Consider the following 26,723-nt stretch of genomic DNA (forward strand, 5'->3'; position numbering starts at 1 on the left):
CGTTCCGCCAATCTTTTCCATGCCTTGCGGCCTGAATTCGCCCGCCTGCGCATCTTGGTCTGACCACAATATGCGGCATTTCGTCCAAATTCATTTGACGGATGCCGGAATCACAAGGATATGCCACGCAGAAGAACGCATTTATGGTCATACCAAACCTCGGGAGGAATCGATGGTCTGGGCTCAGAATTACACACCGCTGGGGAATATCTGGCTATCCAGCCTGATCGCCGCAGTGCCGATCCTGTTCTTTTTCCTTGCCCTGACGCGCTTGCGCCTCAAGGGCTATCAGGCGGCCACGATTACCGTGCTGCTGACCCTGCTCATCGCCATCCTCGTCTATGGCATGCCGGTTTCGGCGGCGCTGGCCGCCTCGGTCTACGGGTTCTTCTACGGGCTCTGGCCGATCGCATGGATCATCATCGGCGCGGTGTTTCTTTACAAGATCTCGGTCGCGACCGGCCAGTTCGAGATCATCCGCCGCTCGATCCTGGGCATCACCGAGGACCAGCGGCTGCAACTCCTGCTCGTCGGCTTCTGCTTTGGCGCCTTCCTTGAAGGGGCGGCGGGCTTTGGCGCGCCGGTGGCGATCACCGCGGCGCTGCTGGTGGGTCTGGGCTTTCGCCCGCTTTACGCCGCCGGCCTGTGCCTGATCGCCAATACCGCGCCGGTAGCCTTTGGCGCCATGGGCATTCCGATCATCGTCGCCGGTCAGGTCACCGGGATCGACCCGTTCCACATCGGCCAGATGGCCGGCCGGCAATTGCCGCTGCTGTCGGTGCTGGTGCCCTTCTGGCTGATCATGATCATGGACGGCTGGCGCGGCGTGCGCGAAACTTGGCCCGCGATTCTGGTCTGTGGCGGCTCTTTTGCCATCGTGCAATTCCTGACCGCCAATTTCATCGGCCCGGAACTGCCCGACGTGACCGCAGCCATCGCCGCGCTGATCGCGCTGCCGCTGTTCCTGCGGGTCTGGAAACCCAAGCGCATCTTCCGCTTTGACCCCGAGCCGGGCACCCCCGTCGCTGCCCCCGTCGAAACGGCCACGCATTACACCAAGGGCCAGATCGCCCGCGCATGGTCGCCCTTCGTGATCCTGACGATCTTTGTCACGATCTGGAGCCTGATGCCCTTCAAGAACCTGTTCGCCGCCGGCGGCGCGCTGGAAAGCTGGGTGCTGAAACTGCACGTGCCCTATCTGGACAATCTGGTGCAGAAAACGCCGCCGATCGTGGCCGAGCCGACGCCCTTTGCCGCGCTCTACAAGTTCGACTGGTTCTCGGCCACCGGCACCTCGATCCTGTTTGCCGCCATCGCGACCATCCTGCTTTTGGGCATGAAACCCGCCAAGGCGGTCGGCGTCTTTGCCGAAACGGTCAAGGGCCTGCTGATCCCGATCTATTCCATCGGCACCGTGCTGGCCTTTGCCTTCCTTGCCAACTACTCGGGGCTGTCGGCGACGCTGGCGCTGGCGCTGGCCCATACCGGCCATGCCTTCACCTTCTTCTCGCCCTTCCTGGGCTGGCTCGGGGTCTTCGTGACCGGCTCGGACACCTCGTCGAACGCGCTCTTCTCGGCGCTGCAGGCGACGACGGCGCATCAGATCGGCGTGCCTGACGTGCTGCTGGTCGCGGTCAACACCACCGGCGGCGTCACCGGCAAGATGATCTCGCCGCAATCCATCGCCATCGCCTGCGCGGCGGTGGGTCTGGTCGGACGGGAATCGGATCTGTTCCGCTTTACCGTCAAGCACTCGCTGGCGCTGGCGGCGCTGGTGGGGGTGATCACCACGCTGCAGGCCTATGTCCTGCCCTGGATGATCCCGTGACCACGCTGGCCGGCCGCAGCCCCACCCGGGCGTCGCCCAGCCGCAAGCCGGTCGCCGACCGCGTCGCGGCCGAGATCGAGGCGCTGATCCGGCGCCGCGATCTGCGGCCGGGCCAGCGCCTGCCCTCGGAGCGGGCGCTGTCCGAACAGCTCGGCGTCTCGCGCACCAGTCTGCGCGAGGCGATCACGCGTCTGGCCACGCGCGGCGTGGTCGAGGTGCGCAAGACCGGGCTGGTCGCCGGCCAGACGCGGCCGGGCGACTGGGCGCAGCGCACCATCGCCGCACCCCTGGCGCCGCTGGTCACCGAACATGTCGGCTATGGCCATGACGTGATGGAGATCCGCCACGCGCTGGAAGGCGCCGCCGCGCAGGCCGCCGCCACGCGCGCCGATGCCGAGGATCTGGCCCGCCTGCGCATCGCCTATGAGCGCATGCGCGAAGCCCATGGCGGCACCACGCCGCCGATGGACGAGGCGCGGCTGGATGCGGCCTTTCACCTTGCCATCGCCGAGGCATCGCATAACGCGATCCTCTACCAGGTCATGTCCAGCCTGTTCGGCCTGTTGCAGGCCAGCATCTCGGAAAGCCTGGAAAAGCTCTATCTGCTGCCGCGCGACTTCGAGGCGGTGTCCCAGCAGCACGACCGGCTGTATCACGCCATCCTGGCCGGCGATGCCGCCGAGGCGCGCCGCGCCTCGGACACGCATCTGACCTTTGTCGAAACCACCATCCGGCAGATCGACGACGATCTTGCGCGCAAGGCCCGCGTCAATGCCCTGCGCGCCGCCGGCATTTCCCCTGACGAACCGGAGCTGAACAGATGATCATTTCGTCGATTTCCGACTATCGCGAGGCCGCGCGGCGCAAGGTGCCGCCGTTTCTGTTCCACTATCTCGACGGTGGCGCCTATGCCGAATACACGCTGGGCCGCAACACCGCCGACCTGTCGCAGATCGCGCTGCGCCAGCGCATCCTGCGCGACGTGGCCGCGCTGAGCCTGGAAACCGAGGTGCTGGGCCGGAAAATGGCGATGCCGGTGGCGCTGTCGCCGGTGGGGCTGACCGGGATGTATGCCCGGCGCGGCGAGGTGCAGGCCGCCCGCGCCGCCGCCTCGCGCGGCATCCCCTTTACGCTGTCGACGGTTTCGGTCTGCCCGATCGCCGAGGTGCAGGCCGCCTCGTCGGCGCCGATCTGGTTCCAGCTTTACGTGCTCAAGGACCGCGGCTTCATGAAGGACGCGCTGGAACGCGCGCAGGCGGCAGGGATCAACACGCTGGTCTTTACCGTGGACATGCCGGTGCCCGGCGCACGCTACCGCGACGCCCATTCCGGCATGTCGGGCCCGAATGCCAAGTTCCGCCAGATCTTTCAGGCCGCGACCCATCCGCAATGGGCATGGGACGTGGGCATCAAGGGCAAGCCGCATGATCTGGGCAATATCTCGGCCTATCGCGGCAAGACGACCAAGCTTGAGGATTACATCGGCTGGCTGGGCGCAAACTTTGACCCCTCGATCAGCTGGCGCGATCTGGAATGGATCCGCGATTTCTGGAAGGGGCCGATGGTCATCAAGGGCATCCTTGATGTCGATGACGCCCGCGACGCCGTGCGCTTTGGCGCCGATGGCATCGTGGTGTCGAACCACGGTGGCCGGCAGCTCGACGGCGTGCTCAGCTCGACCCGGGCGCTGCCGGCGATTGCCGATGCCGTCAAGGGCGATCTGACCATCCTTGCCGACAGCGGCGTGCGCTCGGGGCTGGATGTGGTCAGGCTGCTGGCCCTTGGCGCCGATTGCGCGATGATGGGACGCGCCTTCATCTATGCGCTGGCGGCGGCGGGCGAGGCCGGGGTGCAGAACATGCTGGACCTCGTGGCCAAGGAGATGCGCGTGGCCATGGCGCTGACCGGCGTCAAATCCATCGCCGAGATCGACCGCAGCTCGCTGGTCATCTGAAGCTGCCCCGGCCGGCGGGGCCGCAGGGAACCCGCCGGCCGGGCATTGCACAAGATTGCACTGATGCGCCGTTGCTGGCAGGCTGCGGTGCCATGGAGATCGACGCCTCTGGTCCCGCCCCCGCCTCTGGCCCCGCCCGCGCGCCGCTGCGCCGCGTGCTGATGCTGGCGGCCCTCGCCGGGCTGGTGGTGCTGCTGTTGGCGGCGGGCAACCGTCTGGCCCAGCAGCGCGCCTTGGGTCAGGGGCATCTGCGCGCCGAAACCGCGCTGCGGCTGACGGTCAATGCGCTGCAGGCCGATCTGGCGCGCTATGAAATGCTGCCGCAGCTGATCGGCGATCTGGACCTGATCCGGCAACTGGCCGCCGCTCCCGGTGATCCGGCGTTGCGCCGGGCCACCAACCAGTGGCTGGCGGCCCAGAATGCGGCGCTGCAAAGCTCGAACATCTATCTGATGCGGCCCGACGGGCTGACCATCGCCGCCTCGAATTTCGGCACGGCGGTCAGTTTCCTCGGCCAGAATTTCGCCTATCGGCCCTATTTCATCGACGCCATGCGCGGCCATCCGGCGCGGTTCTATGGCGTCGGCACCACCTCGGGCGTGCGTGGCTATTTCTTTTCGGCGCCGGTGCGCGATGCGGCGGGCGGCATTGCCGCCGTGGTCGCGGTCAAGATCGGCGTCGACCGGATCGAGGAGGCATGGCGCGGCGGCGACTATCAGGTCATGGTCACCGATCCCGACGGCACCGTGTTTCTGGCCTCGGATCCGGGCTGGCTGTATCACAGCCTGAACCCGCTGACACCGGTGCGGCTGGCGCGGACGCAGGCCGCGCGCCGCTATGCCGACACGGCGCTGACCGAATTTCCACAGGCGGCGCTGCACCGGGCCGGGGTAGAATTGCTGCGCCTGCCCCATGCGGGCGGCGGCACGCGCGATTTCATTGCCGCCACCCAAGCCATGCCCGGGGCCGGCTGGCGGGTGCATGTGCTGCTGGACAGCGCCGAGGCCATGGCGCAGGCGCGGCTGATGCTGGCCAGCATGGTTCTGTTGCTGGCGGCGGGGCTTTCGGGCGCGCTGATGCTGCGCCAGCGCCGCGCCCGCATCGCCGAAAGGCTGGCCGCCACAGCCGAGCTGGAGCACCGCGTCATCGCCCGCACCGCCGATCTGGCCCGCGTGAACCAGCGCCTGCAACAAGAGATCGCCGAGCGCCGCGCCACCGAGGCCGAGCTGCGCGCCGCGCAGGCCAGTCTGGTGCAGGTCGGCAAGCTGGCGGCGCTGGGGCAGATGTCGGCCTCGCTCAGCCATGAGATCAACCAGCCGCTGGCGGCGGCGCGCAACTATGCCGACAGCGCCGCCATCCTGATCGAGCGCGGCGACTATCCCCGCGCCCGCGAAAACATCGCCGAGATCCTTGCGCTGGTCGACCGCATGCCCGCCATCGGCAAGCATCTGCGTCAGGCCGCGCGCCAGCCCGGCGATGGCACCGGCGCGGTGGCGCTGGCACCGCTGCTGCGCGAAACCCGCACCATCGTCGCCCAGCGGCTGGCCGCCAGCGGCGCCACGCTGGAACTGGACATCCCCGCCGACCTGCCGCCGCTTTGCGCCGGCCCGACCCGGCTGCAACAGGTGCTGGTCAACCTGATCAGCAATGCCGCCGATGCCGTCGAGGGCAGCGCGGACCGCCGCATCGAACTGGCCGCGCGCGCCGGCGACGGCCGGGTGACGATCACCGTGCGCGACCACGGCCCCGGCGTGCCACAGGCCATCGCTGCGCGCATTTTCGATCCGTTCTTCACCACCAAGGGCATCGGCGCCGGTCTGGGCCTTGGCCTGTCGATCACCGCCAATATCCTGCGCGATCTCGGCGGCCAGATCAGCCTGACCGATGCCCGCCCCGGCGCCTGCTTTCGCGTCAGCTTGCCCGCCTGCCCGCCCGAGGCCGCGCCATGACCCCGCGCGTGCTGCTGATCGAGGACGACGCCCAGATGCGCGGCTCGACCGCGCAGGCGCTGGAACTGGCAGGCTTTGCCGTCGAGGCATTGGCCTCGGGCGAGGAGGCGCTGGCGCTGGCCGGGCCCGGCTTTGCCGGCGCGGTGGTCAGCGACATCCGCATGCCGGGCATGGACGGGATGACGCTGCTGGGCCGGCTGCACGAGGTCGATCCCGAACTGCCGGTGATCCTTGTCACCGGCCATGCCGAGGTGCCGCTGGCGGTCGAGGCGATCCGGGGCGGCGCCTATGATTTCATCGAGAAACCCTTTGTGGTGCAGGAGCTGGCGACGGTGATCCGCCGCGCCATCGACCATCGCGCGCTGGTGCTGGAAAACCGCCGGCTGCGCGCCGTGGCCGGCAAGCGCGACGACATCGAGGCCCGCCTGCCCGGCCGCACCCCGGTGATGATCGACCTGCGCCACCGGCTGCGCGCCATCGCCGCCTCGGATGCCGATGCGCTGGTGATCGGCCCGACCGGCGTCGGCAAAGAGGTGGTGGCGCGGGCGCTGCATGACATGTCGCCCCGGCTGGGCCGGCCCTTCATCGCCATCAACTGCGCGGCGCTGCCGCAGGCGCTGATTGAATCCGAGCTGTTCGGCCATGAGGCCGGCGCATTCCCCGGCGCGCTGCGGCCGCGCTATGGCAAGTTTGAACACGCCCGCGGCGGCGTGGTGCTGCTGGACGAGATCGGCTCGATGCCGCTGGAACTGCAGGCGAAACTTCTGCGTGTGCTGCAGGAACGGGTGATCACGCGGCTGGGCTCGAACGATCCGGTGGCGCTGGACCTGCGCTTTATCGCCACCAGCAAGACCGGGCTAGCCGATCTGGTCGCCAGCGGCCAGTTCCGCGAGGATCTGTATTGGCGGCTGAACGTGGCCGTGCTGCATGTGCCGCCGCTTTCGGCCCGGCGCGAGGATATTCCGCTGCTGTTTCTGCAACTGGTCCGCGAATCCGCCGCCCGGCACAAGACCGCCGAACGCGCGCTGCCGCCGGCGCTGTTGTCGGGGCTGGCGGCGCGCGACTGGCCCGGCAATGTGCGCCAGCTGCGCAATCTGGCCGAGCGTTTCGTGCTGGGCCTCGACACCGGCGAGATCGTCGCCGCCAGCGGCGCGCGACTGGCCGATCAGGTCGCCGTATTCGAACGCGGGCTGATCGCCGGCGCCATCGCAGCCCATGGCGGCCGGCTGCGCGCCGTCTATGAATCCTTGGGCATCTCGCGCAAGACGCTTTACGAAAAGATGCAGAAATACGGGCTCGACCGCCGCCTGCTGGCCGATCCCGCCGAGGATGAACAGCCCTGATCCGGGCGGAATGGGTGGAAATCCACCCATGCCCGGGGCCAGCTGTCACCCTTTCCACCCATTTCCACCCCAACCGGCGTGGAAATCCCGCGCCATGGCCCGGTTTCGCATTTGTGACACGCCCGGCCGCGCGCAGGCTGTTGGCCGCCGCGGGGGAGCGCGGCCCAACTGCCATGGGAGGAAAGAATGGCCCATCCAAAGCTGGCCGCCGCGCTTGCGGTGGCACTGACCCTTGCCGGCGCGGCCTCGGCACAGGATTATCCGACCCGCCAGATCACCATGGTGGTGCCCTTCTCGGCGGGCGGGCCGACCGATACCGTGGCGCGGCTGGTCGCCGAACGCATGTCGGGCGATCTGGGCCAGCAGATCGTGGTCGAAAACGTCGGCGGCGCCGGCGGCACACTGGGCGCGGGTCAGGTCGCCAAGGCCGCGCCCGACGGCTATACCCTGCTTTTGCAGCATATCGGCATGGCGACCTCGGCCACGCTGTATCGCAAGCTGGCCTATGACCCGCTGACGGCCTTCGACTATGTCGGGCTGGTGACCGAGGTGCCGATGGTCGTGGTCGCGCGCAAGGATTTCGAGCCGGCGGACTTCAAGGGCTTTACCGCCTATGTCAAGGAAAACGCCGACAAGCTGACGCTGGCCAATGCCGGCATCGGCTCGGCCAGCCATCTGTGCGGGATGCTCCTGATGCAGGCGCTTCAGGCGCAACTGGTGACGGTGCCCTACAAGGGCACGGGCCCGGCGATGACCGATCTGCTGGGCGGGCAGACCGACATCATGTGCGACCAGACCACCAACACCACCCAGCAGATCAAGGGCGGCACGATCAAGGCCTATGCCACCACCACCGCCGAACGCCTGCCGCTGTTCCCCGACCTGCCCACCGCGACCGAGGACGGCTTGCCCGCGCTGCAAGTGGGTATCTGGCACGGCATCTACACCCCCGCCGGCACCGCGCCCGAAATCAACGAACGCCTGTCGCAATCGCTGCAAAAGGCGCTGGCCGATCCGGGCGTGACCAAGGCCATGGCCGATCTGGGCACCGCGCCCGAGCCCGCCGAAAACGCCACCCCCGCCGCGCTGAAGGCCAAGCTCGGCGCCGAAATCGCGCGCTGGCAGCCGGTGATCGAATCCGCCGGCGTCTATGCCGACTGATCCCTGACCCGCCCCGCCGCACCCCGGCGGGGCCACCCGAGCAAGGGGAACCCCCATGTCCACAAGACCCACGAAACCCCGCGACACCACCGATCTTGCCGCCGGCCTTTTGCTGATGGCGGCGGCGGCCTTCTTTGGCTGGCAGACCCGAGAGCTGGAGATCGGCAGCTCGCTGCGCATGGGGCCGGGCTATTTTCCGATGCTGCTGTCGGGGCTGCTGTTCATCCTTGGCGCGCTGGTGGCGCTGAAATCGCTGGGCCGCGAGGACGAGCCCTTTGGCCGCATCGCCTGGCGCGGCATCCTGTTCATCCTGCCGGCGCCGGTGTTCTTTGGCCTGACGGTGCGCGGGCTGGGCTTCGTGCCGGCGCTGTTCGTCACCACGCTGATCGCGGCGCAGGCCTCGGTGCGGATGCGGCCCCTGCCGGCGCTGGGGCTGGCGGTGGCGGTCACGATCCTGTCGACGCTGATCTTCAGCTACGGGCTGGGCCTGCCCTTCCGCCGCTTCGGGCCATGGCTGGGGATGTGAGGACAAGATGGATCTTCTGAACAACCTCGCCATGGGATTTTCGGTCGCCTCTTCGCTGGCGAACCTGCTGTTCTGCCTGATCGGCGTCATTCTGGGCACGCTGATCGGCGTGCTGCCCGGCATCGGCGCCACCGCGACCATCGCCATGCTCATGCCGATCACCTTCCAGCTGGAGCCGGTCAGCTCGCTGATCATGCTGGCGGGCATCTATTACGGCGCGCAATATGGCGGCTCGACCACCGCGATCCTGATCAACATGCCGGGGGAAAGCTCGTCCGCGGTGACGGCCATCGACGGCTACCAGATGGCGCGCAAAGGCAAGGCCGGCACGGCGCTGTCGGTCGCGGCGCTGGGGTCGTTCTTTGCCGGCACCGTCTCGACCTTCCTTGTGGCGCTGTTCGCGCCGCCCTTGACCGCCGTGGCGCTGAAATTCGGCGCGGCCGAATATTTCAGCCTGATGGTGCTGGGTCTGGTGATGTCGGTGGCGCTGGCGCATGGCTCGGTGCTGAAGGCGCTGGCCATGGTGGTGCTGGGGCTTTTGCTGGGCATCGTCGGCACGGATATCTATACCGGCACGCCGCGCTTCACGATGGGCATCACCGAATATGCCGACGGGCTGAATTTCGTGGCGCTCGCCGTCGGCGTCTTTGGCATCGCCGAGATCCTGCGCAATCTGGAAGACGAATCCGACCGCGAGGTGATGACCAAGAACATCAACCGCCTGTTCCCGACGCGCGAGGAATTCCGCGAGATGATCGGCCCGGTCCTGCGCGGCACCGGCATCGGCTCGGTCCTCGGCATCCTGCCGGGCGGGGGCGCGATCCTTGCCAGCTTCGCGAGCTATACCGTGGAAAAGAAGATCTCGAAGCACCCCGAGGAATTCGGCAAGGGCGCGCTGGCCGGGGTCGCCGGACCGGAATCGGCCAATAATGCCGGCGCGCAGACCAGTTTCATCCCGCTGCTGACGCTGGGCATCCCGGCCAACCCGGTGATGGCGCTGATGATCGGCGCGATGATCATTCAGGGCATCGTGCCGGGGCCGAACGTGGTCAGCGAACAGCCGCAACTCTTCTGGGGCATCATCGCCAGCATGTGGATCGGCAACCTGATGCTGGTGGTGCTGAACCTGCCGCTGATCGGGCTATGGGTGAAACTGCTGAGCGTGCCTTACTACGTGCTGTTCCCGATCATCATGGCGATGTGCTCGATCGGGGTCTACTCGGTCGCCTCGAACACCTTCGACCTTTATGCCGTCGCCTTCTTCGGCCTGCTTGGCTACCTGATGTCCAAGCTGCGCTGCGAGCCGGCGCCGCTGCTGCTGGGCTTTGTCCTTGGCCCGCTGCTGGAAGAAAACCTGCGCCGGGCCATGATCCTGTCGCGCGGCGATCCTTCGACCTTCCTGACCCGTCCGATCAGCCTTGTGATTCTGGTGATGGCGCTGGCCGTGCTGGTGCTGGTGTTCCTGCCGCAGATCCGCAAGCGCCGCGACGAAGTCTTTACCGAAAGCGATGCGTGAAATGGAGAACACCATGACAACCACCCTGACCCGCCGCCTGCTGCTGGGCGCGGCCCTCGCGCTGGGGCTGGCCGGCACCGCCGCCGCCTTTCCCGACCGCCCGGTGACGCTGGTCATCCCCTTTGCCGCCGGCGGCTCGACCGATGTCGTGGGCCGCATCGTCGCCGACAAGATGGGCGCGGCGCTTGGCCAGCAGATCGTCGTGCAGAACGTCGGCGGCGCCGGCGGCAGTCTGGGCGCGCAGCAGGTCGCCAAGGCCGACCCGGACGGCTATACGATCCTGATGGGCACAGTCGCGACACACGCACTGAACCCGCTGATCCTGAAACAGAAACCCTATGACCCGGTCGCCGATTTCGCGCCGGTGTCGCTGCTGGTTCTGGTGCCGAACGTGCTGGCGGTGAACCCGCAGCTGCCGGTCAACACCGTGCAAGAGCTGATCGATCTGGCGAAAAAGGAACCTCTGGCCTATGCCTCGTCGGGCAATGGCACGCCGCTGCACCTGTCGGGGGCGCTGTTCAACTCGATGGCCGGAACCGAGATCACCCACATCCCCTACAAGGGCTCGGGCCCCGCGCTGACCGATGTGCTGGGCAATCAGGTGCCGATCATCTTTGACAACCTGCCCTCGGCCTCGGGGCATATCGCCTCGGGCAAGCTCAGGGCGCTCGGGGTCACGACCAAGGAGCGCGCGCCCAGATTCCCGGACGTGCCCGCCATCGCCGAGACCCTGCCGGGATATGAGACCTACAGCTGGAACGCGCTGTTTGCCCCTGCGGGCACACCGCCCGAGGTGATCGCGGCGCTGAACAAGGCTGCCGTCGCCGCCATGGCCGATCCGGCGGTGGTCGCGCGGATGAAGGATTTCTCGGCCAGCATCGTCGCCTCGACGCCCGAGGAACTGGGCGCCCATGTCGCCGCCGAGATGGCGAAATGGGAACCTGTCGTGCGCGAGGCCAACGTCAGTCTGGACTAAGCCGTCAGCTCTGGCGCAACAGCCGGCCCAGACGGGCGATGCCCTCGTCGATCTGGGCGTCGCTCGCGCAGGAAAAGCTCAGCCGCAGCGTGTTGCGCCCCGAGCCATCGGCAAAGAACGCCCCGCCGGGGACAAAGGCCACGCGTTCGTCGCGCACGGCGCGCGCCAGCAGCTCGGCCGCGTCGATCGCAGGGTCCAGCGTCAGCCAGACGAACATGCCGCCCTCGGGCCGGGTGAATTCGACACCGGCGGGCATCTCGCGCGACAGCGCCGCCAGCATGCGGTCGCGCCGCCCGGCATAGACCGCCTTGATGCGCGCGACATGGGCGTCGAATTCGGCGCGGGCGACGTGATTGGTCGCGATCTGGTTCAGCGTCGCCGAATGCAGATCGGCGGCCTGTTTCATCAGCACGAGCCGGCCGATCACCTCGCGCGCGGCGCAGACCCAGCCGACGCGCAGCCCCGGCGCCAAGGTCTTGGAAAAGCTGCCGCAATAGATGGTGCGGGTGTTTTCGATGCCCCCGCTGCGCGCCACATCCAGCGCCAGAATCGGCGGCACCGGGGTGCCGTCATAGCGCAGCTCCTGATAGGCGGCGTCCTCGATCACCGCGATGTCCAGGGCCGCGGCGCGGTCCAGCAGCGCCTCGCGTCCAGCACGGCTCAGCGTCTCGCCGGTCGGGTTGGCGAAATCGGCGGAAAGGTAGGCAAACTTGATGGCACTGCCGGCGTCCGCCGCCTCGGCGGCCAGCGCCGCAGGTTCGGCATTGCGCATCGGGTCCAGCCGGGCATAGCGCGGCTCATAGGCGTTGAAAGCGCCAAGCGCGCCCAGATAGGTCGGCGAGGTCACCAGCGCCGTATCGCCCGGGCTCAGCATCAGCTTGCCCAGATAATCCAGCGCCTGCTGCGAGCCCGAGGTGATCAGGATATTGTCGACGCCGCAGGGCACGCCCAGACCCGCCATCCGCGCCGCGATCCATTCGCGCAGCGGCTTGTAGCCTTCCGAGACGGAATATTGCAGCGCCACCCCCGCCTCGCCGGGACGCATGGCATCGGCAAAGGCGCGGGCAAAGGCATCGGCAGGAAACAGCGCCGGATCGGGAATGCCGCCGGCAAAAGAGATGATGTCGGGCTGATCCAGCAGCTTGAGCAGCTCGCGGATTTCGGATGCCTTCATCCGACCCATCCGCGTCGCGAAAACCTGGCTCCAATCCATTGCGCGTCCCCCATCTGGCTGTGGCGCCCCCTTGCGCCCAACCGGCGGGATTGACAATCCCCGTCATGCGCCCGCCCGACGAATGCCGGACATGAATGGGGGCGCCGACCCGCAAGCCCACGCCCCCGATGCCGCCCCGCCCTTAGCGCAGGTCGAAGCGGTCGGCGTTCATCACCTTGGACCATGCGGCGGCAAAGTCGCGCACGAACTTCTGGGAAGCGTCGTTCTGGGCATAGACCTCGGCAATCGCCCGCAGTTGCGAGTTCGAGCCGAACCCCAGATCCACCCGCGTCGCGGTCCATTTCGGCGCGCCGCTGGTCCGGTCGGTGCCGTCAAAGACGATCTGGTCGTCGGATTGCGCCTTCCAGACCGTATCCATGCTGAGCAGGTTGACGAAGAAGTCGTTCGTCAAGACGCCGGGCCGGTCGGTCAGAACGCCATGCGCGGTATGGCCCCAGTTCGCATCCAGCGCCCGCAGCCCGCCGATCAGCACGGTCATTTCCGGCGCGGTCAGCGTCAGAAGCTGCGCGCGGTCGATCAGCAGCTCTTCAGCCGGGACGTTGAATTGCTGGCGCTGATAGTTGCGGAAGCCGTCGGCCTTGGGCTCCATCCAGTCAAAGCTTTCCACATCGGTCTGCTCTTGCGTGGCGTCGCCACGACCGGGGTGGAAGGGCAGCGCCAGATCATGGCCTGCCGCCTTGGCCGCCGCCTCGACCGCCGCATCGCCCGCCAGCACGATCAGATCTGCCAGCGAGACCTTTTTCGCACCCTTGGCGTCAAAGCCGGCCTTGATGCCCTCCAGCACCGACAGCACGCGGGCCAGTTGCTCGGGCTGGTTCGCCTCCCAGTCCTTTTGCGGCGCAAGGCGGATGCGCGCGCCATTGGCGCCGCCGCGATAATCCGAGCCACGGAAGGTCGAGGCCGAGGCCCAGGCCGTTGCCACCAGTTCCGGCGCGCTGAGCCCCGATGCCAGCACCTGCGCCTTGAGGTCGGCCACGTCGGCTGTGTCGATCAGCGGCTGCTGCGGCGCCGGGATCGGGTCTTGCCACAGCAGATCCTCGGCCGGAACCTCCGGGCCCAGATACAGCACCTTCGGTCCCATGTCGCGGTGGGTCAGCTTGAACCACGCGCGGGCAAAGGCATCGGCGAACTGGTCGGGGTTTTCGTAGAAGCGACGCGAAATCGGCTCATAGATCGGATCAAAACGCAGCGACAGGTCGGTGGTCAGCATGCCGGGCGCAATGCGTTTGGCGGGATCATGCGCGTCGGGCACACTGCCCGCGCCGGCATCGCCCACCGGCTTCCATTGCCAGGCGCCGGCGGGGGATTTGGTCAGCTCCCATTCGAATTCGAAGAGGTTGCGGAAAAAGCCCATGCCCCATTGCGTGGGCGTCTGGGTCCAGACCACTTCCAGCCCCGAACCGATGGCATCGCCGCCAATGCCGGTGCCATGACCGTTGACCCAGCCCAGACCCTGCAACTCGATGGCCGAGCCTTCTGGGTCGGCGCCGACATGGCTGGCATCGCCCGCGCCATGCGTCTTGCCAAAGGTGTGGCCGCCGGCGATCAGCGCCACGGTTTCTTCGTCATTCATCGCCATGCGGGCGAAAGTGTCGCGAATGTCGCGCGCGGCGGCCTGCGGGTCGGGCTTGCCGTCCGGACCTTCGGGGTTCACGTAGATCAGCCCCATCTGCACGGCAGCCAGCGGGCTTTCCAGCTCGCGGTCGCCGGAATAGCGGCTGTTGGGATTGTTGCTGGCGGCCAGCCATTCGGTTTCCGAGCCCCAGTAGATATCCTCCAGCGGCTCCCAGACATCGGGACGCCCGCCGCCAAAGCCGAAGGTCTTGAAACCCATCGATTCCAGCGCGACGTTGCCGGTCAGGATCAGCAGATCGGCCCAGCTGAGGTTGTTGCCGTATTTCTGCTTGATCGGCCAAAGCAGGCGCCGGGCCTTGTCCAGATTGACGTTGTCCGGCCACGAGTTCAGCGGCGCAAAACGTTGCGCCCCGGCCCGCGCGCCACCACGCCCGTCGGCGGTGCGATAGGTGCCGGCGCTGTGCCAGGCCATGCGGATGAACAGCGGGCCGTAATTGCCCCAATCGGCCGGCCACCAATCCTGGCTGTCGGTCATCAGCGCGCGCAGGTCTGCCTTGACCGCGTCGAGGTCGAGCTTGCGGAAGGCCTCGGCATAGTCAAAGCCGCGCCCCAGCGGGTTCGGCAGGTCGTTGTTCTGGTGCAGGATCTTCAGGTTCAACTGGTTCGGCCACCATTCGCGGATGCTCCGCGCCTTGTGGCGCACATTGGGATTGCCTCCGTGCATCACCGGGCAGCCGCCCGTCTTGGGATTATCGCCGTCCATGGCCTTCTCCTTGGCTGGTTGGCACCACGGGCGCCGAAGCGCGGGTGGCGACTTGCTGTGCCAGACAAGTGTTAGCCCCGCAGAATCATCATTAAAATTTGATATTTGTGATGGAGGCGATAATCTGGAATTATGATCGCGCGGCGACCCGTCGCGCAGCCCGCCCGGCGGGATCTCCGGGCCCGCCCGGATCCGGGTTCCACCATGCGCCGCAAGCGGCTATGAGGGGTCATGCTCGTCGATCCCAAACACCCGTTCTTCAATGCCCTGTGGGTGCGCCTGCTGTGCACCATTGCGCCCTTTGCCTGGTCGCTGGTCGAAATCTCGACCGGCTCTTACCTGTTGGCAGCGGGCTTCATCGCGGCAGGGCTTTACCTCGTCTATGCGCTGTTCTGGCTGCGCAACCGCTAACCGCCGGCGGTCCACAACCGAAAGCGCCGCGCGCCGGTGACCTCGCGGATCAGGCCCATGGCCTGCAGCCGCGCCAGCAGGCGCTCGGCGGTGTCGCGGCTGATGCCGGTTTCCGCCTCGACCATGGCCGCGCCCAGCAGCGGTTGCGCGGCCAGCGCGGCGATGACGCGGGCGGGGTTGTCGCCCTTGATCGCGGCTGTGGCGCGGCGGGCGCGCTCGGCCCAGTCCAGCACGCGCAGGATCTCGCGCCGCGCCTCTTCGGCGCCCATGGCCACGGCCTCCAGCTGGCGCTGCATCCGCGTCACAGCCGGGCCGCCGTCGATCCAGACCGCGCGCCCATGCCGACCCAAAGGCACAAAGACCAGCGCCTCGCAGCCCGCCGCCATGTCGCGCGCGCTCCAGCAGCCCGGCTCGACCAGACATTCCGGGGCCGAGAGTTCCGCGATGCGCCATGCCGCGCGCAGCGCGGGGGCGCGCGCCGCGGGCTCGATGCCCGCAAGCATGCCGGCCGTGGCCAGATATTCGGCCGCGCCGGCATCAAAAGCCTCGCCCACCGGGCGCTGCGCCAGCCCCTCGGCCAATCCCGAAACCTCGCTGCGATAGAGCCCCAGAAAGGCGCGCAGGTCGCCCAGGCCCCCCTGCCCCTCAAGGCGCCGCAACCCCCAGCGCGCCAGCCGCATCGCCTCAAGATCCGAACCCGCGCGCGCATCCATCGCCTCGCGGCCGATTTCCTCGCGCCGGACCGGGGTGCCTTGCGCCCACAGCATCGCCTCCAGCTCGATCAGCGCCAGCCGGCGCGTCGCACCCGCGCGCGCCTCGGGGGCCAGCCCCGCCAGCGTCGCGTCCAGCCGCCCGATCATCGCGCTGGCGCGGGCCAGCGCGCCCGAACAGGCCTGTTGCGCCGCCAGCCAATCCTCGGAGCTGGGCGAGACGGCGGCGCGGGCACGGTCGGGAATCATCTGCATATCGGCAGCCTAGCCGATCCGGGCGCGCCGCCCCAACCGCAGATCGCGATCAGCGCCGGGTGATGCCCTCAAGCGGCGCGGGCGGCGCCGGCTGGGTCACCAGCTCGCGCTTGCGCCGCTCGTAAAAGGCGTTGCCGCCCGTCACCAGCACATAATGCATGTTGTCATAGCCAAAGCGGTGCCCGGCGGTGTGAAAGAACATCGCCCGCCCGATCAGCGGATGGCGCTCGCCGCGCATCACCGAACGCGCCGCCTCGCGCACCATCGGCAGGGATCGGTCGTCCATGCGCTTGGTCATGATGCCGGGGGCGAATTGCCCGCGCTGGCCGACCACGCCGCAGATCGAGCGCGGATATTGCCCGGATTCGACCCGGTTCATCACCACGCTGCCGACCGCGATCATGCCGTCGCGGCTGGAGCGGTTCGATTCGAAATACATGGCGCGGGCCAGACATTCCTCGGGGCTGTGACGGCGCAGCCCCGAACAGCCGGCCAGCCCCGCCAGCGCCACCACCAACGACACGGCCAGCCGTGCCCTGCGATTCCAGATTGCCATGATTCTGCCTGATCTGCTGCCCAAATGGATGTTTTCATCCTTGGCACGCAGATTAGCAGCAGCAGCCCCCCCGCATCAACTGTCGCTCGTCACGCATCATCCAGCGTCGAGATGCGGGCGATCTCGGCCCGGCCGCCGTTCAGATGCGTGGCCAGCGCATGGCCGATGGCCACGGCCGCCAGACACAGCAGCACCGACAGCGCGATGTTCAGCCCCGCGCGCAGCATGGCGCCGGCACGCATCAGCTCCAGCGTTTGCAGGCTGAAGGACGAAAACGTGGTAAAGCCGCCGCAGATCCCGACCATGACGAACAGCCGCGCCCCCTCGGACAGCGGATAGCGGCCCTGGGCAAAGCTCAGCGTGCCGAAAAAGCCGATGACGAACGAGCCTGCGACATTGATCAGGATCGTGCCCCAGGGCAGGTCGCGGCTGACCGGCTGGGCCAGCACCGACAAAAGGTAGCGCGCCAGCGTGCCAAGGGCGCCGCCGGCCATCACGATCAGGCAATTCAGCAGCGACATCGCCCGCGCCCCCTTAAAGCTGCGGCGGCCACCACGGCAGTTCAGGCCCCTTGGGCACAATGCCGACCGGGTTCAGCGCCTTGATCGAATAATAGCCGCGCTTGATGTGGTCGATGCTGACCGTCGGCGCCACGCCCGGCAGCGCCAGAATGCGCTGCATATAGGCCTGCAAGGCCGGGTAATCGGCGATGCGGCGCAGGTTGGTCTTGAAAAGGCCATGATAGGCCGCGTCAAAGCGCACCAGCGTCACGAACAGGCGGATATCGGCCTCGGTGAACGCGGGGCCGGTCAGATAGGGGCCGCCCGCGGCCAGCCCGGCCTCCAGCAGGTCCAGCTCGGCAAAGACATCGGCAAAGGCCTCGTCATAGGCGGCCTGCGTGGTGGCGAAACCGGCGCGATAAACGCCATTGTTCAGCCGGGGATAGATGCGCTCGTTCAGCGCGTCGATGCGCGCGCGCAGGGCTTCGGGATAGAGATCCGGCCCCGAGGCCAGCGCGCCGAAGCCCGCGTTGAACATGCGCAGGATATCGGCCGATTCGTTGTTGACGATGGTGCCGGTTTCCTTGTCCCACAGCACCGGCACGGTGGCGCGCCCGGTATAATGCGGATCGGCCTGCACATAGATCTGATGCATGAATTCGGCGCCGTTGACCGGATCGGCGCCGGCGGCAAAGGCCCAGCCCTGATCGCCCAGTTCAGGCTCGACCACGGAAACCGAAACGACGTCTTTCAGCCCCTTCAGTGCCCGCCCGATCAGCGTGCGCGAAGCCCAGGGGCAGATCAGCGCGACATAAAGGTGATAACGCCCGGCCTCGGCCTTGAAGCCGCCCTGCCCGGTCGGGCCCGGCGCGCCATCGGCGGTGATCCAGTTGCGAAAGCCCGAGACCTGACGGACAAAGCCGCCCTTGTCGTCCTTGGCCTGCACCGGCTGCCAGTTCTCGACCCATTTGCCATCGACAAGCATGTTCCGCCCCTTCTGGCCCATTTCCATGATTACCCGACCGGGTATAATCCGCGCCGGTCGGATTGCAACGCCGCGCGAAGCGGGGGTCAGCCCTGCGCCGCACCGGGACAGCGCCCGGCCAGAAACCGGCCGACACGGGCGCGGGTATGTTCGGTGATCTCGCTCTCGGACAGCGGCGGCATCATCAGCAGCGCGCGGCGTTGCAGCCCCGAAACCACCAGATCCATGAATTCGCCCGCCGCCGCCTCGCAATCGCCGATCAGCAGATCGCCCGCCTCGACGCGCCGGCGAAGGTAATCGGCAAGGATCCGGCGCGTGCGCATCGGGCCCGCATCATAGATCTGGCGCGCCAGCTCGGGGAATTTCTCGCCCGCGCCGATGGTCATGCGCATCACGGCCAGCACCTCGGGCTGCAACAGCCGGGTCAGGATCTGGCGGGCGACGGCCAGAAGCTCATCCCCGACCGCGCCGCTGCCGCTGGCCAGCCGCCGCACGCTGTCCTGCAACAGGCCGCATTCCTGCCGCACCAGCGCGCCGAACATCGCCTCCTTGCTGTCGAAATAGACGTAAAGCGTGCCCTTCGACACGCCGGCGCTGCGCGCGACATCCTGCATCGAGGTGCCTTCGAAGCCATTGGACAGGAACATGCGCCGGGCGCCGTCCAGAATCTGTCGGCGCTTGGGGGTGTCCGCTTCGGCGCAATCGGTCGAGCAGTCGGACGAAGCTTCGGGTTGGGCGTCGGCTGCGGTCATTTCGTCTCCTCGCTGCCGGCTTTTATATTGACCGAACCGTTCGGTCAATATACATCCTGCCTCAAACCGCCGCCGGATTCGCCGGCCCGCGGCTGCCCGGTTTCCGGCGAACATTCTTGATAAAGGTGCAACATGGCTTCCGACCAACAGGCCGCCCCGGCTGCAACGGGGCGCGGTGGCAAGGCCAAGCGGGTGCTGGGCATCCTTGCCGTGGTCGTGCTGGCGCTTGGCGCCTATGAGGGCTGGCACTGGTTCAGCTATGGCCGCTTTCACGAGGAAACCGACGACGCCTATCTGCATGCCGATCTGATCACGCTGCAGGCCCGCGACAGCGGCTATATCGCCGAGGTGCTGGTCGGCCCCAATGCCGCCGTCACCCGCGATCAGGTCATCGCCCGCATCGACGCCGAGGATTACCGGCTGGCGCTGGAAAGCGCCCGCAACGCGCTCGCCAGCGCCGTCAGCGCGCAGGCGCAGCTGGCAGCGCAGGTCGTGGCCGGCGGTGCCGGCATCGCGCAGGCCGAGGCGGCGCTGGCCGCCGCCAATGCCACCAATGACGGCGCCCAGAAAACCTATCGCCGCGCGACTGAACTCAAAACTAGTTCGGCCGGCACGCAGGCCGCCGTCGATGCCGCCGAAGCGACCGCGAAATCCGCCGCAGCTCAGGTGCAAAGCGCGCAGGCCGCGCTGGCACAGGCCAAAGCCGAGCTGACCGTCCTGCAGGCCCGCGCCGACATCGCCCGGCTGGACGTGCGCGCCGCCCAGACCAAGGTCACCCAGGCCGAGCGCGATCTGGCCTTTACCGAGATCCGCGCCCCCTTCGACGGCATCCTGACCCAGCGTCAGGTCGAGGTCGGCTCATTCGTCAACACCGGCTCGCGCATCGGCACGCTGGTCCCCGTCGCCGACATCTATGTCGAGGCGAATTTCAAAGAGACCCAGATCGGCGGCATCCGCCCCGGCGCCAAGGTCTCGATCACCATCGACGCCTGGCCGGGCAAGGTGCTGTCGGGCACGGTGGACAGCCTGACCGCCGGCACCGGGCAGGTGTTCAGCCTGCTGCCGGCCTCGAATGCGACCGGCAATTTCACCAAGGTGGTGCAGCGCGTGCCCGTGCGCATCAACATCGACCCCGCCGACCGCGCGCGCCTGCCGCTGCGCCCCGGCATGTCGGCGGTGACCACGGTCGATATCCGCACCGGCAGCGACGCGCCGCTGGCCCCGGCGGCGCCCGCAGCCACCCCGGCCCCCGCCAGATCCGGTGCCGCGACCAGCGCCCTGCCCACGGCGGACGCGGCCCAGCCCAACCGGGAAGGCTAGGACCATGGCGGGCGCCAGCGCAGCCCCTGTTTCGACCCCGGCCGCGATCCCCGCGCCGGCCGACGACCGCATCGACCCGCGCAAGCTCATCACCTTTCTGCTGATGGTGCTGGGCATGTTCATGGCGATCCTCGACATCCAGATCGTCTCGGCCTCGCTGTCGGAAATTCAGGCCGGGCTCTCGGCCTCGGGCGATGAGATCCCGTGGATCCAGACCGCCTATCTGATCGCCGAGGTCATCATGATCCCGCTGTCGGGCTATCTGTCGCGGATGCTCTCGACGCGCTGGCTGTTCACCATTTCCTCGGGCGGGTTCACGTTGATGAGCCTGCTTTGCGGGCTGTCGAATTCCATCGACGAGATGATCCTGTGGCGCGCGCTGCAGGGCTTCATCGGCGGCGCGATGATCCCGACCGTCTTTGCCAGCGCCTATACGATCTTTCCGCGCTCAAAAATGCATATCGTCTCGCCGATGATCGGGCTGGTGGCGACGCTGGCGCCGACCATCGGCCCGACGCTGGGCGGCTATCTGACCGAGCTGATGAGCTGGCACTGGCTGTTCTTCATCAACGTCATCCCCGGCATCATCGTCACCACGGCGGCCGTCACGCTGATCGATTTCGACAAGCCCGACCTCAGCCTGCTCAACCGCTTCGACTGGTGGGGTTTTCTGGGGCTGGGCCTGTTTCTGGGCGCCATGGAATATGTGCTGGAAGAGGGGGCCAAGGACGACTGGTTCGCCTCGGGCACCATCGCCGGGCTGACGGCGGTGATGCTGTTCGGCGGCTTTCTGTTCTTCTGGCGCGCCTTCACCGCCGAGGAACCGGTGGTGCGGCTGGACGCCTTTGCCGACCGCAACTTTGCCATGGGCTCGATCTTTTCCTTTGGCATGGGCATCGGGCTTTACGGCATGATCTATGTGATCCCGGTCTATCTGTCGGGCGTGCGCGACTATACCGCGCTGCAGACCGGCGAGGCAATGATGGTCACCGGCATCGCCATGTTCGTGACCGCGCCCATTGCCGGGCGGCTGACCCAGACCATGGACCCGCGGCTGATGATGGGCATCGGGCTGGCGCTGTTTGCATGGAGCTGCTGGGATCTGTCGCGCATCACCGCCGACTGGGACTATTGGGAGATCTTCCTGCCGCAACTGACGCGGGGGGTGTCCTTGATGCTGTGCATGGTGCCGGTGTCGAACATCGCGCTGGGGATGCTGCCGCCCGAAAAGGTCAAGAACGCCTCGGGGCTGTTCAACCTGACGCGCAACCTTGGCGGTGCGGTGGGCCTTGCGCTGATCAACACCATCCTGACCAACCGTCAGGCCATGCATTTCGAGCGCCTGTCCGAGGCGGTGAACCCCGGCCGCGACGCCACCTCGGCGGCGATGGCGATGCTGGAACAGGCCTATGCCCCCTTGGGCGATGCCGCCCCCACGGCGGCGCTGTCGGCGATCACCGGCATGGCGCGGCAACAGGCGCTGGTGATGTCGCTGGCCGATATCTTTGTCCTGCTGGCCGGGGTGTTTCTGGCGCTGGGGCTGATGCTGATGCTGGTGCAAAAACCGGCCATGGCCGGGGGTGGTGGCGGCGGGCACTAAAGCGCGCCCAGCCCCACGCCCCCCGCTGCCCCCGCCAGCACCACCAGCCATGGCGGCGCCCGCCACAGCACAAGCGCCACGAAACAGGCCAAAGCCAGCGCCAGATCACCCAGATCGGCCACCGCGCCCGTGAACACCGGCGTATAAAGCGCCGCGCCAAGGATGCCGACCACGGCGGCATTGGCGCCGCGCATCGCCGCCTGCGCCCCGGCCCGGGCCCGCAGCCGGTCCCAGAACGGCAAGGCGCCGATCAGCAGCAGGAACCCCGGCAGAAACAGCGCCAGCAGCGCGATGCCCGCGCCCGCCAGCCCGTTCGGCCCCGGCTGCAACACCGCGCCCAGATAGGCCGCCAGCGCAAACAGCGGCCCCGGCACTGCCTGCGCCGCACCATAGCCGGCCAGAAACTGGTTGGGGCTGACCCAACCCGGGGCCACGACCTCGGCCTGCAACAGCGGCAGCACGACATGGCCGCCGCCAAAGACCAAAGCGCCGGCGCGAAAGAACCGCCCGAACACATCCAGCCCCGGCGCCAGACCCGCCAGCAAGGGCAGCCCCAGCAGCAGCCCGGCAAAGACCGCCAGCGCCAGCGCCGCCTGTCCCCGCGTCACCGGCAGCGCCAGATGCCCGCTGGCTGGCGCCGGCACGCCGCGCCCGCCCAGCACCCCCAGCCCGGCCCCCAGCGCAATCGCCGCAATCATCGCCACCGCCGCCGGTAGCACCCCCAGCAGCGCCACCGCCAGCACTGCGATGCCCGCGCGCAGACGGTCCGGGCACAGGCTGCGCGCCATGCCCCAGACCGCTTGCGCGACGATGGCCACCGCCACCAGCTTCAGCCCATGCAGCGCGCCCAGACCCACCGGCCCCGAGATCGCCCCCGCCCCGCGCGCAAAGACGATCAGGATCAGCGCCGAAGGCAGGGTAAAAGCGATAAAGGCCGCCAGCGCCCCCAGCCAGCCGGCCCGCATCATGCCCAAGGCAAAGCCCAGCTGCGACGAGGCCGGCCCGGGCAGGAACTGGCACAGCGCCACCAGATCGGCATAGGATTGCTCGGACAGCCAGCGCCGGCGCTGCACCAGCTCGGCGCGGAAATAGCCCAGATGCGCGATGGGTCCGCCGAAACTGGTCAGCCCCAGCTTCAGAAAGGCGGCAAAGACCTCGCCCGGTGACCCCTTGGCCGCCGCGGCCGGCCCTTTTTCTGGCCCCGTTTCTGGCGCAGTCCCCGTTCCCGTCTGCGCGTCCTGCCGGTCGGTCATCCCGCCACCCTGCTTGCGACCCCTGTCCGCCCGCTTATACGACGCGCCGCGCGCCGCGACAGGGCCCGACGACCGGCGGCAACGGAAAAAGGCGGCCCTTGCAGGCCGCCTTTCCCAGGGAAACTCTGATCCGGCCGGCCTTACGCCGCCAGGATCCCATGCGGGTCGAGCACGTATTTGCGCGCAACACCGGCATCAAAGCTTTCATAGCCCGCAACCGCCTGATCCAGCGGGATGATGGTGGCGTTCACGATGTCGGCGATGGGCAGACGGTCGTGCAGAATGGCCTGCATCAGTTGGCGGTTGTATTTCAGCACCGGGGTCTGGCCGGTGTGGAAGCTTTGCGCCTTGGCCCAGCCCAGACCGAAGCGCATCGACAGGCTGCCCTGTTTGGCAGCGGCATCGACCGCACCCGGGTCCTCGGTGACGTAAAGACCCGGAATGCCGATCTGGCCGGCGGCGCGGGTGATTTCCATCATCTGGTTCAGCACGATGGCCGGCTGTTCGCCGCCCGAATGGCCGCGCGCCTCAAAGCCCACGGCGTCGATGGCGGCATCGACCTCGGGGGTGCCGGTGATCTGGGCGATCATGTCCCCCAGACGGTCGCTGGCCGACAGGTCCACCGGCTCAAAGCCGACGCGGCGGGCGTGTTCCAGACGTTCCTTGTTGAAATCGCCGATCATGACGACGGCGGCGCCAAGAATGCGGGCCGAGGCCGCAGCGGCCAGACCCACGGGGCCGGCGCCCGCGACATAGACGACCGAGCCGACGCCGACGCCGGCCTTGACCGCACCGTGAAAGCCGGTGGGCAGAATGTCCGACAGCATCGTCAGATCGCGGATCTTGTTCATCGCGCGGTCGCGGTCGGGGAATTTCAGCAGGTTGAAATCGGCATAGGGCACCATGACATAGCGCGCCTGACCACCGATCCAGCCGCCCATGTCGACATAGCCATAGGCACCGCCGGCGCGCGACGGGTTCACCGTCAGGCAGACGCCGGTATCGCCTTCACGGCAGCAGCGGCAGCGGCCGCAGGCCACGTTGAACGGCACCGAAACGATGTCGCCGATTTCCAGCATCTCGACATCGGCGCCCTTCTCGATCACTTCGCCGGTGATCTCGTGGCCCAGGACCAGACCCGGCTCGGCGGTGGTGCGGCCGCGCACCATGTGCTGGTCCGACCCGCAGATATTGGTCGAGACCACTTTCAGGATCACGCCATGCTCGATCTTGCGCCCGTCGGGCGATTGCAGCTTCGGATCGCCGATGTTCTGCACTTCGACTTTGCCCGGCCCGATATAGACCACACCCCTGTTGCTCATGAAGCTCCCCTCCTCAATGCATAGGTCCCGGGCAGTGCTGCCCGGCTGTCCGGCAAGGTTATCCGCTTGCGACCGGGCAGATGCGTCAATTGCGACGATTGGACGACTGAAACAGACAGCCGCCCTCGCCGCGACGCCACCGGCAAGGGATTGCCGGGCGGGTTTGGCGCGTTATTCCACATTGTGGAACTATCCGGACCGGAATCGGCAATTTGACGGGGGCGCCATTTTTCCCTCTTGCATTTTTGACGCGAATCCCGCGAAGTTTGCGCCATCATGCGCCAGACGGCCCGTCCATATCGTGGACCGCCGCCAGGGGAAGGGGAGAGCCCCGGCGCCAAGGAGGAAAAACGGATGCAATTGACCGACACGCAGGCGGATGCCGAGCTGGCGCTTGGCGGCGTCGAGGCCTTGGCCGAGCCGAAACGCGCCGAGCGCTGGATGCGCCCGGTCGAGATCGTCGCCGCCGGGCTTTTGTCGGTGATGATCGTCACCGTGCTGGCCAATGTCTTTTGCCGCTATGTGCTGGCCAAGCCGCTGATCTGGGGCGACGAGGTTGCCTCGCTCAGCTTCATCTGGATGGCGATGCTGGGCGCGGCGCTGGCAGTGGACCGGCATGAACACATGCGCCTGACCGTATTCCTGCCGCTGCTGCCCGAGCGGGTGGCGCGCGTCGCCGATGTCACCGGGCAGATTCTGGTCTGCGTGCTGTTGCTGCGGCTGCTGCCGGTGGCGGTGGAATACGCCTATGAGGAAAGTTTCGTCACCTCGCCCGCGCTGCAGATCCCGATGTCATGGCGCGCCTCGGCGCTGCCGGCGGGGATCGGGCTGATGGCGCTTTTGATGGTCATTTCGGTGCTGCGCACGCGGGAGTGGCGGGTGATCGGCACGGTGGTGCTGGTGCTGGCCATCGTCGCGGGCGCGCTGTGGCTCTCGCGCCCGGCGCTACTGACCCTTGGCAACTGGAACCTGCCGATCTGGCTGGGCCTTCTGGTCGCGGGGCTCTTGTGCATCGGCGTCCCCATCGCCTTTTGCTTTGCGCTGGGGACGCTGGCCTATCTGACCTTCGCCAGCCACGCCCCGGTCTTTGTCATGCTGGGCCGCATCGACGAGGGCATGTCGGCGCTGATCCTGCTGTCGGTTCCGGTCTTTGTGCTGCTGGGCTGCATCCTTGACGCCACCGGCATGGGCAAGGCCATCGTCAATGTGCTGGCCTCGATGTTCGGGCATGTGAAAGCGGGGATGAGCTATGTGCTCTTGGGTTCGATGTTCCTTGTCTCGGGGATCTCGGGCTCGAAGGTGTCGGACATGGCGACCGTCGCCCCGGCGCTGTTCCCCGAGATGCGCCGGCGCGGCCATTCACCGTCCGAGATGACGGCGCTGCTGGCGACCGGCGCGGCCATGGCCGATACCGTGCCGCCCTCGATCGTGCTGATCGTGCTGGGTTCGGTCGCGGGCGTGTCGATCGCGGGGCTGTTCACCAGCGGTTTCGCCATCGCCATGGTGCTTCTGGTCATGCTGGCGATCCTGGCGCGTTGGAAGGCGCGCAAAGAGGATATGTCCAACGTGCGCCGCGCCAGCGGGGCCACCATCCTGAAAGCCGCCGTGATCGCCACCCCGGCGCTGGTGCTGCCCTTCATGATCCGCAGTCTGGTCGCAGGCGGCGTCGCCACGGCAACCGAGGTCTCTACCATCGCCGTGGTCTATGCCTTCGTGATCGGGGTCGTGCTTTATGGCGGCATCCCGCTGCGCAAGCTGGGCGCGATGCTGATCGACACCGCCGCCATGTCGGGCGCGATCCTGCTGATCCTTGGCGCGGCCAGCGCCATGGCATGGGCGCTGACGCAATCGGGCTTTGCCCGCGATCTGATGACCATCGTCACCGGGCTGCCGGGCGGCTGGGTGGTGTTCATGCTGGCCAGCATCGTGATCTTTCTGGTGCTGGGCTGCTTTCTGGAAGGTCTGCCGGCCATCGTGCTGCTGGCACCGATCATGTTCCCGATTGCGCGCGGCCTTGGCATCCATGACATCCATTACGCCATGGTCATCGTCACCGCGATGAACATCGGGCTGATGGCGCCGCCGGTCGGCATCGGCTTTTACATCGCCTGCAAGATCGCCAATGTCCCTGCCGACAAGGTGATGCGCGACATCTGGCCCTATCTGGCCGCGCTGATGGTCGGACTGCTGGCGATTGCCGCCGTGCCATGGTTCTCGACCGCGCTGCTCTAAGC

General features: G+C 67.5%; 22 protein-coding genes. 13 read left to right on the forward strand and 9 right to left on the reverse strand.

Annotated features, from left to right (window positions below; genetic code table 11):
* Nucleotides 1-172: 172 nt before the first annotated feature.
* The 9 genes from lldP (at nt 173) to GL279_RS05755 (ending at nt 11,253) form a co-directional block, all read left to right on the forward strand.
* On the forward strand, nt 173-1,828 hold the full coding sequence (lldP, locus tag GL279_RS05715) for an L-lactate permease (protein WP_155063647.1): 1,656 nt from the start codon (nt 173-175) through the stop codon (nt 1,826-1,828).
* Nucleotides 1,825-2,652 carry an FCD domain-containing protein gene (locus GL279_RS05720; RefSeq protein WP_211371259.1) on the forward strand — a complete coding sequence of 276 codons (828 nt, stop codon included), beginning with the start codon at nt 1,825-1,827 and terminating at the stop codon, nt 2,650-2,652. The genes lldP and GL279_RS05720 overlap by 4 nt, the downstream gene beginning before the upstream one ends.
* Complete coding sequence (lldD, locus tag GL279_RS05725) at nt 2,649-3,782, forward strand: FMN-dependent L-lactate dehydrogenase LldD (protein ID WP_155063648.1); 1,134 nt, start codon at nt 2,649-2,651, stop codon at nt 3,780-3,782. The genes GL279_RS05720 and lldD overlap by 4 nt, the downstream gene beginning before the upstream one ends.
* A gap of 92 nt (nt 3,783-3,874) precedes the next feature.
* Nucleotides 3,875-5,731 carry a sensor histidine kinase gene (locus GL279_RS05730; RefSeq protein WP_155063649.1) on the forward strand — a complete coding sequence of 619 codons (1,857 nt, stop codon included), beginning with the start codon at nt 3,875-3,877 and terminating at the stop codon, nt 5,729-5,731.
* Nucleotides 5,728-7,074, forward strand: coding sequence for a sigma-54-dependent transcriptional regulator (locus GL279_RS05735; protein ID WP_155063650.1), 1,347 nt, complete (start codon nt 5,728-5,730; stop codon nt 7,072-7,074). Before GL279_RS05730 ends, GL279_RS05735 begins: the two co-directional genes overlap by 4 nt.
* 186 nt (nt 7,075-7,260) lie before the next feature.
* On the forward strand, nt 7,261-8,235 hold the full coding sequence (locus GL279_RS05740; RefSeq protein WP_155063651.1) for a tripartite tricarboxylate transporter substrate-binding protein: 975 nt from the start codon (nt 7,261-7,263) through the stop codon (nt 8,233-8,235).
* Between the two features lie 55 nt (nt 8,236-8,290).
* The gene (locus tag GL279_RS05745) at nt 8,291-8,761 is read left to right on the forward strand and encodes a tripartite tricarboxylate transporter TctB family protein (protein WP_155063652.1); all 471 of its coding nucleotides are present in this window, start codon (nt 8,291-8,293) and stop codon (nt 8,759-8,761) included.
* 7 nt (nt 8,762-8,768) lie between these two features.
* Nucleotides 8,769-10,277: a tripartite tricarboxylate transporter permease gene (locus GL279_RS05750; protein ID WP_155063653.1), complete on the forward strand. Its 1,509-nt coding sequence runs from the start codon at nt 8,769-8,771 to the stop codon at nt 10,275-10,277.
* A 13-nt stretch (nt 10,278-10,290) separates the two neighbouring features.
* The gene (locus GL279_RS05755) at nt 10,291-11,253 is read left to right on the forward strand and encodes a Bug family tripartite tricarboxylate transporter substrate binding protein (protein ID WP_155063654.1); all 963 of its coding nucleotides are present in this window, start codon (nt 10,291-10,293) and stop codon (nt 11,251-11,253) included.
* 4 nt (nt 11,254-11,257) lie between these two features.
* On the opposite strand, the gene GL279_RS05760 is transcribed toward GL279_RS05755, so the two are convergent.
* Together GL279_RS05760 and katG are read right to left on the reverse strand one after the other, a co-directional pair.
* A complete protein-coding gene (locus tag GL279_RS05760) occupies nt 11,258-12,466 on the reverse strand; it encodes an aminotransferase-like domain-containing protein (RefSeq protein ID WP_155063655.1) in 1,209 nt (402 codons plus the stop codon).
* 142 nt (nt 12,467-12,608) lie between these two features.
* A complete protein-coding gene (gene katG / locus GL279_RS05765; RefSeq protein ID WP_155063656.1) occupies nt 12,609-14,825 on the reverse strand; it encodes a catalase/peroxidase HPI in 2,217 nt (738 codons plus the stop codon).
* A 231-nt stretch (nt 14,826-15,056) separates the two neighbouring features.
* Here katG and GL279_RS05770 point away from each other — a divergent pair, with 231 nt between their 5' ends.
* Nucleotides 15,057-15,236 carry a hypothetical protein gene (locus GL279_RS05770; RefSeq protein ID WP_155063657.1) on the forward strand — a complete coding sequence of 60 codons (180 nt, stop codon included), beginning with the start codon at nt 15,057-15,059 and terminating at the stop codon, nt 15,234-15,236.
* On the opposite strand, the gene GL279_RS05775 is transcribed toward GL279_RS05770, so the two are convergent.
* The 5 genes from GL279_RS05775 to GL279_RS05795 form a co-directional block, all read right to left on the reverse strand.
* Nucleotides 15,233-16,201, reverse strand: a complete 969-nt coding sequence (locus GL279_RS05775; protein ID WP_155063658.1) for a Fic family protein — start codon at nt 16,199-16,201, stop codon at nt 15,233-15,235. The genes GL279_RS05770 and GL279_RS05775 overlap by 4 nt on opposite strands.
* A 49-nt stretch (nt 16,202-16,250) precedes the next feature.
* Nucleotides 16,251-16,757: a cell wall hydrolase gene (locus tag GL279_RS05780; protein ID WP_155063659.1), complete on the reverse strand. Its 507-nt coding sequence runs from the start codon at nt 16,755-16,757 to the stop codon at nt 16,251-16,253.
* Between the two features lie 89 nt (nt 16,758-16,846).
* Nucleotides 16,847-17,278, reverse strand: coding sequence for a fluoride efflux transporter CrcB (gene crcB, locus GL279_RS05785; RefSeq protein WP_155063660.1), 432 nt, complete (start codon nt 17,276-17,278; stop codon nt 16,847-16,849).
* A 13-nt stretch (nt 17,279-17,291) separates the two neighbouring features.
* Nucleotides 17,292-18,242, reverse strand: a complete 951-nt coding sequence (locus GL279_RS05790) for a glutathione S-transferase family protein (protein WP_155063661.1) — start codon at nt 18,240-18,242, stop codon at nt 17,292-17,294.
* 86 nt (nt 18,243-18,328) lie between these two features.
* Nucleotides 18,329-18,994, reverse strand: coding sequence for a TetR/AcrR family transcriptional regulator (locus GL279_RS05795; RefSeq protein WP_155063662.1), 666 nt, complete (start codon nt 18,992-18,994; stop codon nt 18,329-18,331).
* Nucleotides 18,995-19,126: 132 nt separating this feature from the next.
* Here GL279_RS05795 and GL279_RS05800 point away from each other — a divergent pair, with 132 nt between their 5' ends.
* Together GL279_RS05800 and GL279_RS05805 are read left to right on the forward strand one after the other, a co-directional pair.
* Nucleotides 19,127-20,314, forward strand: coding sequence for an HlyD family secretion protein (locus GL279_RS05800; protein ID WP_155063663.1), 1,188 nt, complete (start codon nt 19,127-19,129; stop codon nt 20,312-20,314).
* Nucleotides 20,315-20,318: 4 nt separating this feature from the next.
* Nucleotides 20,319-21,914, forward strand: coding sequence for a DHA2 family efflux MFS transporter permease subunit (locus GL279_RS05805; protein WP_155063664.1), 1,596 nt, complete (start codon nt 20,319-20,321; stop codon nt 21,912-21,914).
* Here the strand turns inward: GL279_RS05805 and chrA are convergent.
* Complete coding sequence (gene chrA / locus GL279_RS05810) at nt 21,911-23,167, reverse strand: chromate efflux transporter (protein WP_155063665.1); 1,257 nt, start codon at nt 23,165-23,167, stop codon at nt 21,911-21,913. The two genes, GL279_RS05805 and chrA, sit on opposite strands and share 4 nt — an antisense overlap.
* A gap of 140 nt (nt 23,168-23,307) precedes the next feature.
* A complete protein-coding gene (gene fdhA / locus GL279_RS05815) occupies nt 23,308-24,489 on the reverse strand; it encodes a formaldehyde dehydrogenase, glutathione-independent (RefSeq protein WP_155063666.1) in 1,182 nt (393 codons plus the stop codon).
* Between the two features lie 354 nt (nt 24,490-24,843).
* On the opposite strand from fdhA, the gene GL279_RS05820 reads away from it, so the two are divergent.
* Nucleotides 24,844-26,721, forward strand: a complete 1,878-nt coding sequence (locus GL279_RS05820; protein WP_155063667.1) for a TRAP transporter large permease — start codon at nt 24,844-24,846, stop codon at nt 26,719-26,721.
* The last annotated feature ends 2 nt before the right edge of the window (nt 26,722-26,723 follow it).

It is taken from the genome of Paracoccus limosus, assembly GCF_009711185.1.
GTDB classification, from domain to species: Bacteria; Pseudomonadota; Alphaproteobacteria; order Rhodobacterales; family Rhodobacteraceae; genus Paracoccus; species Paracoccus limosus.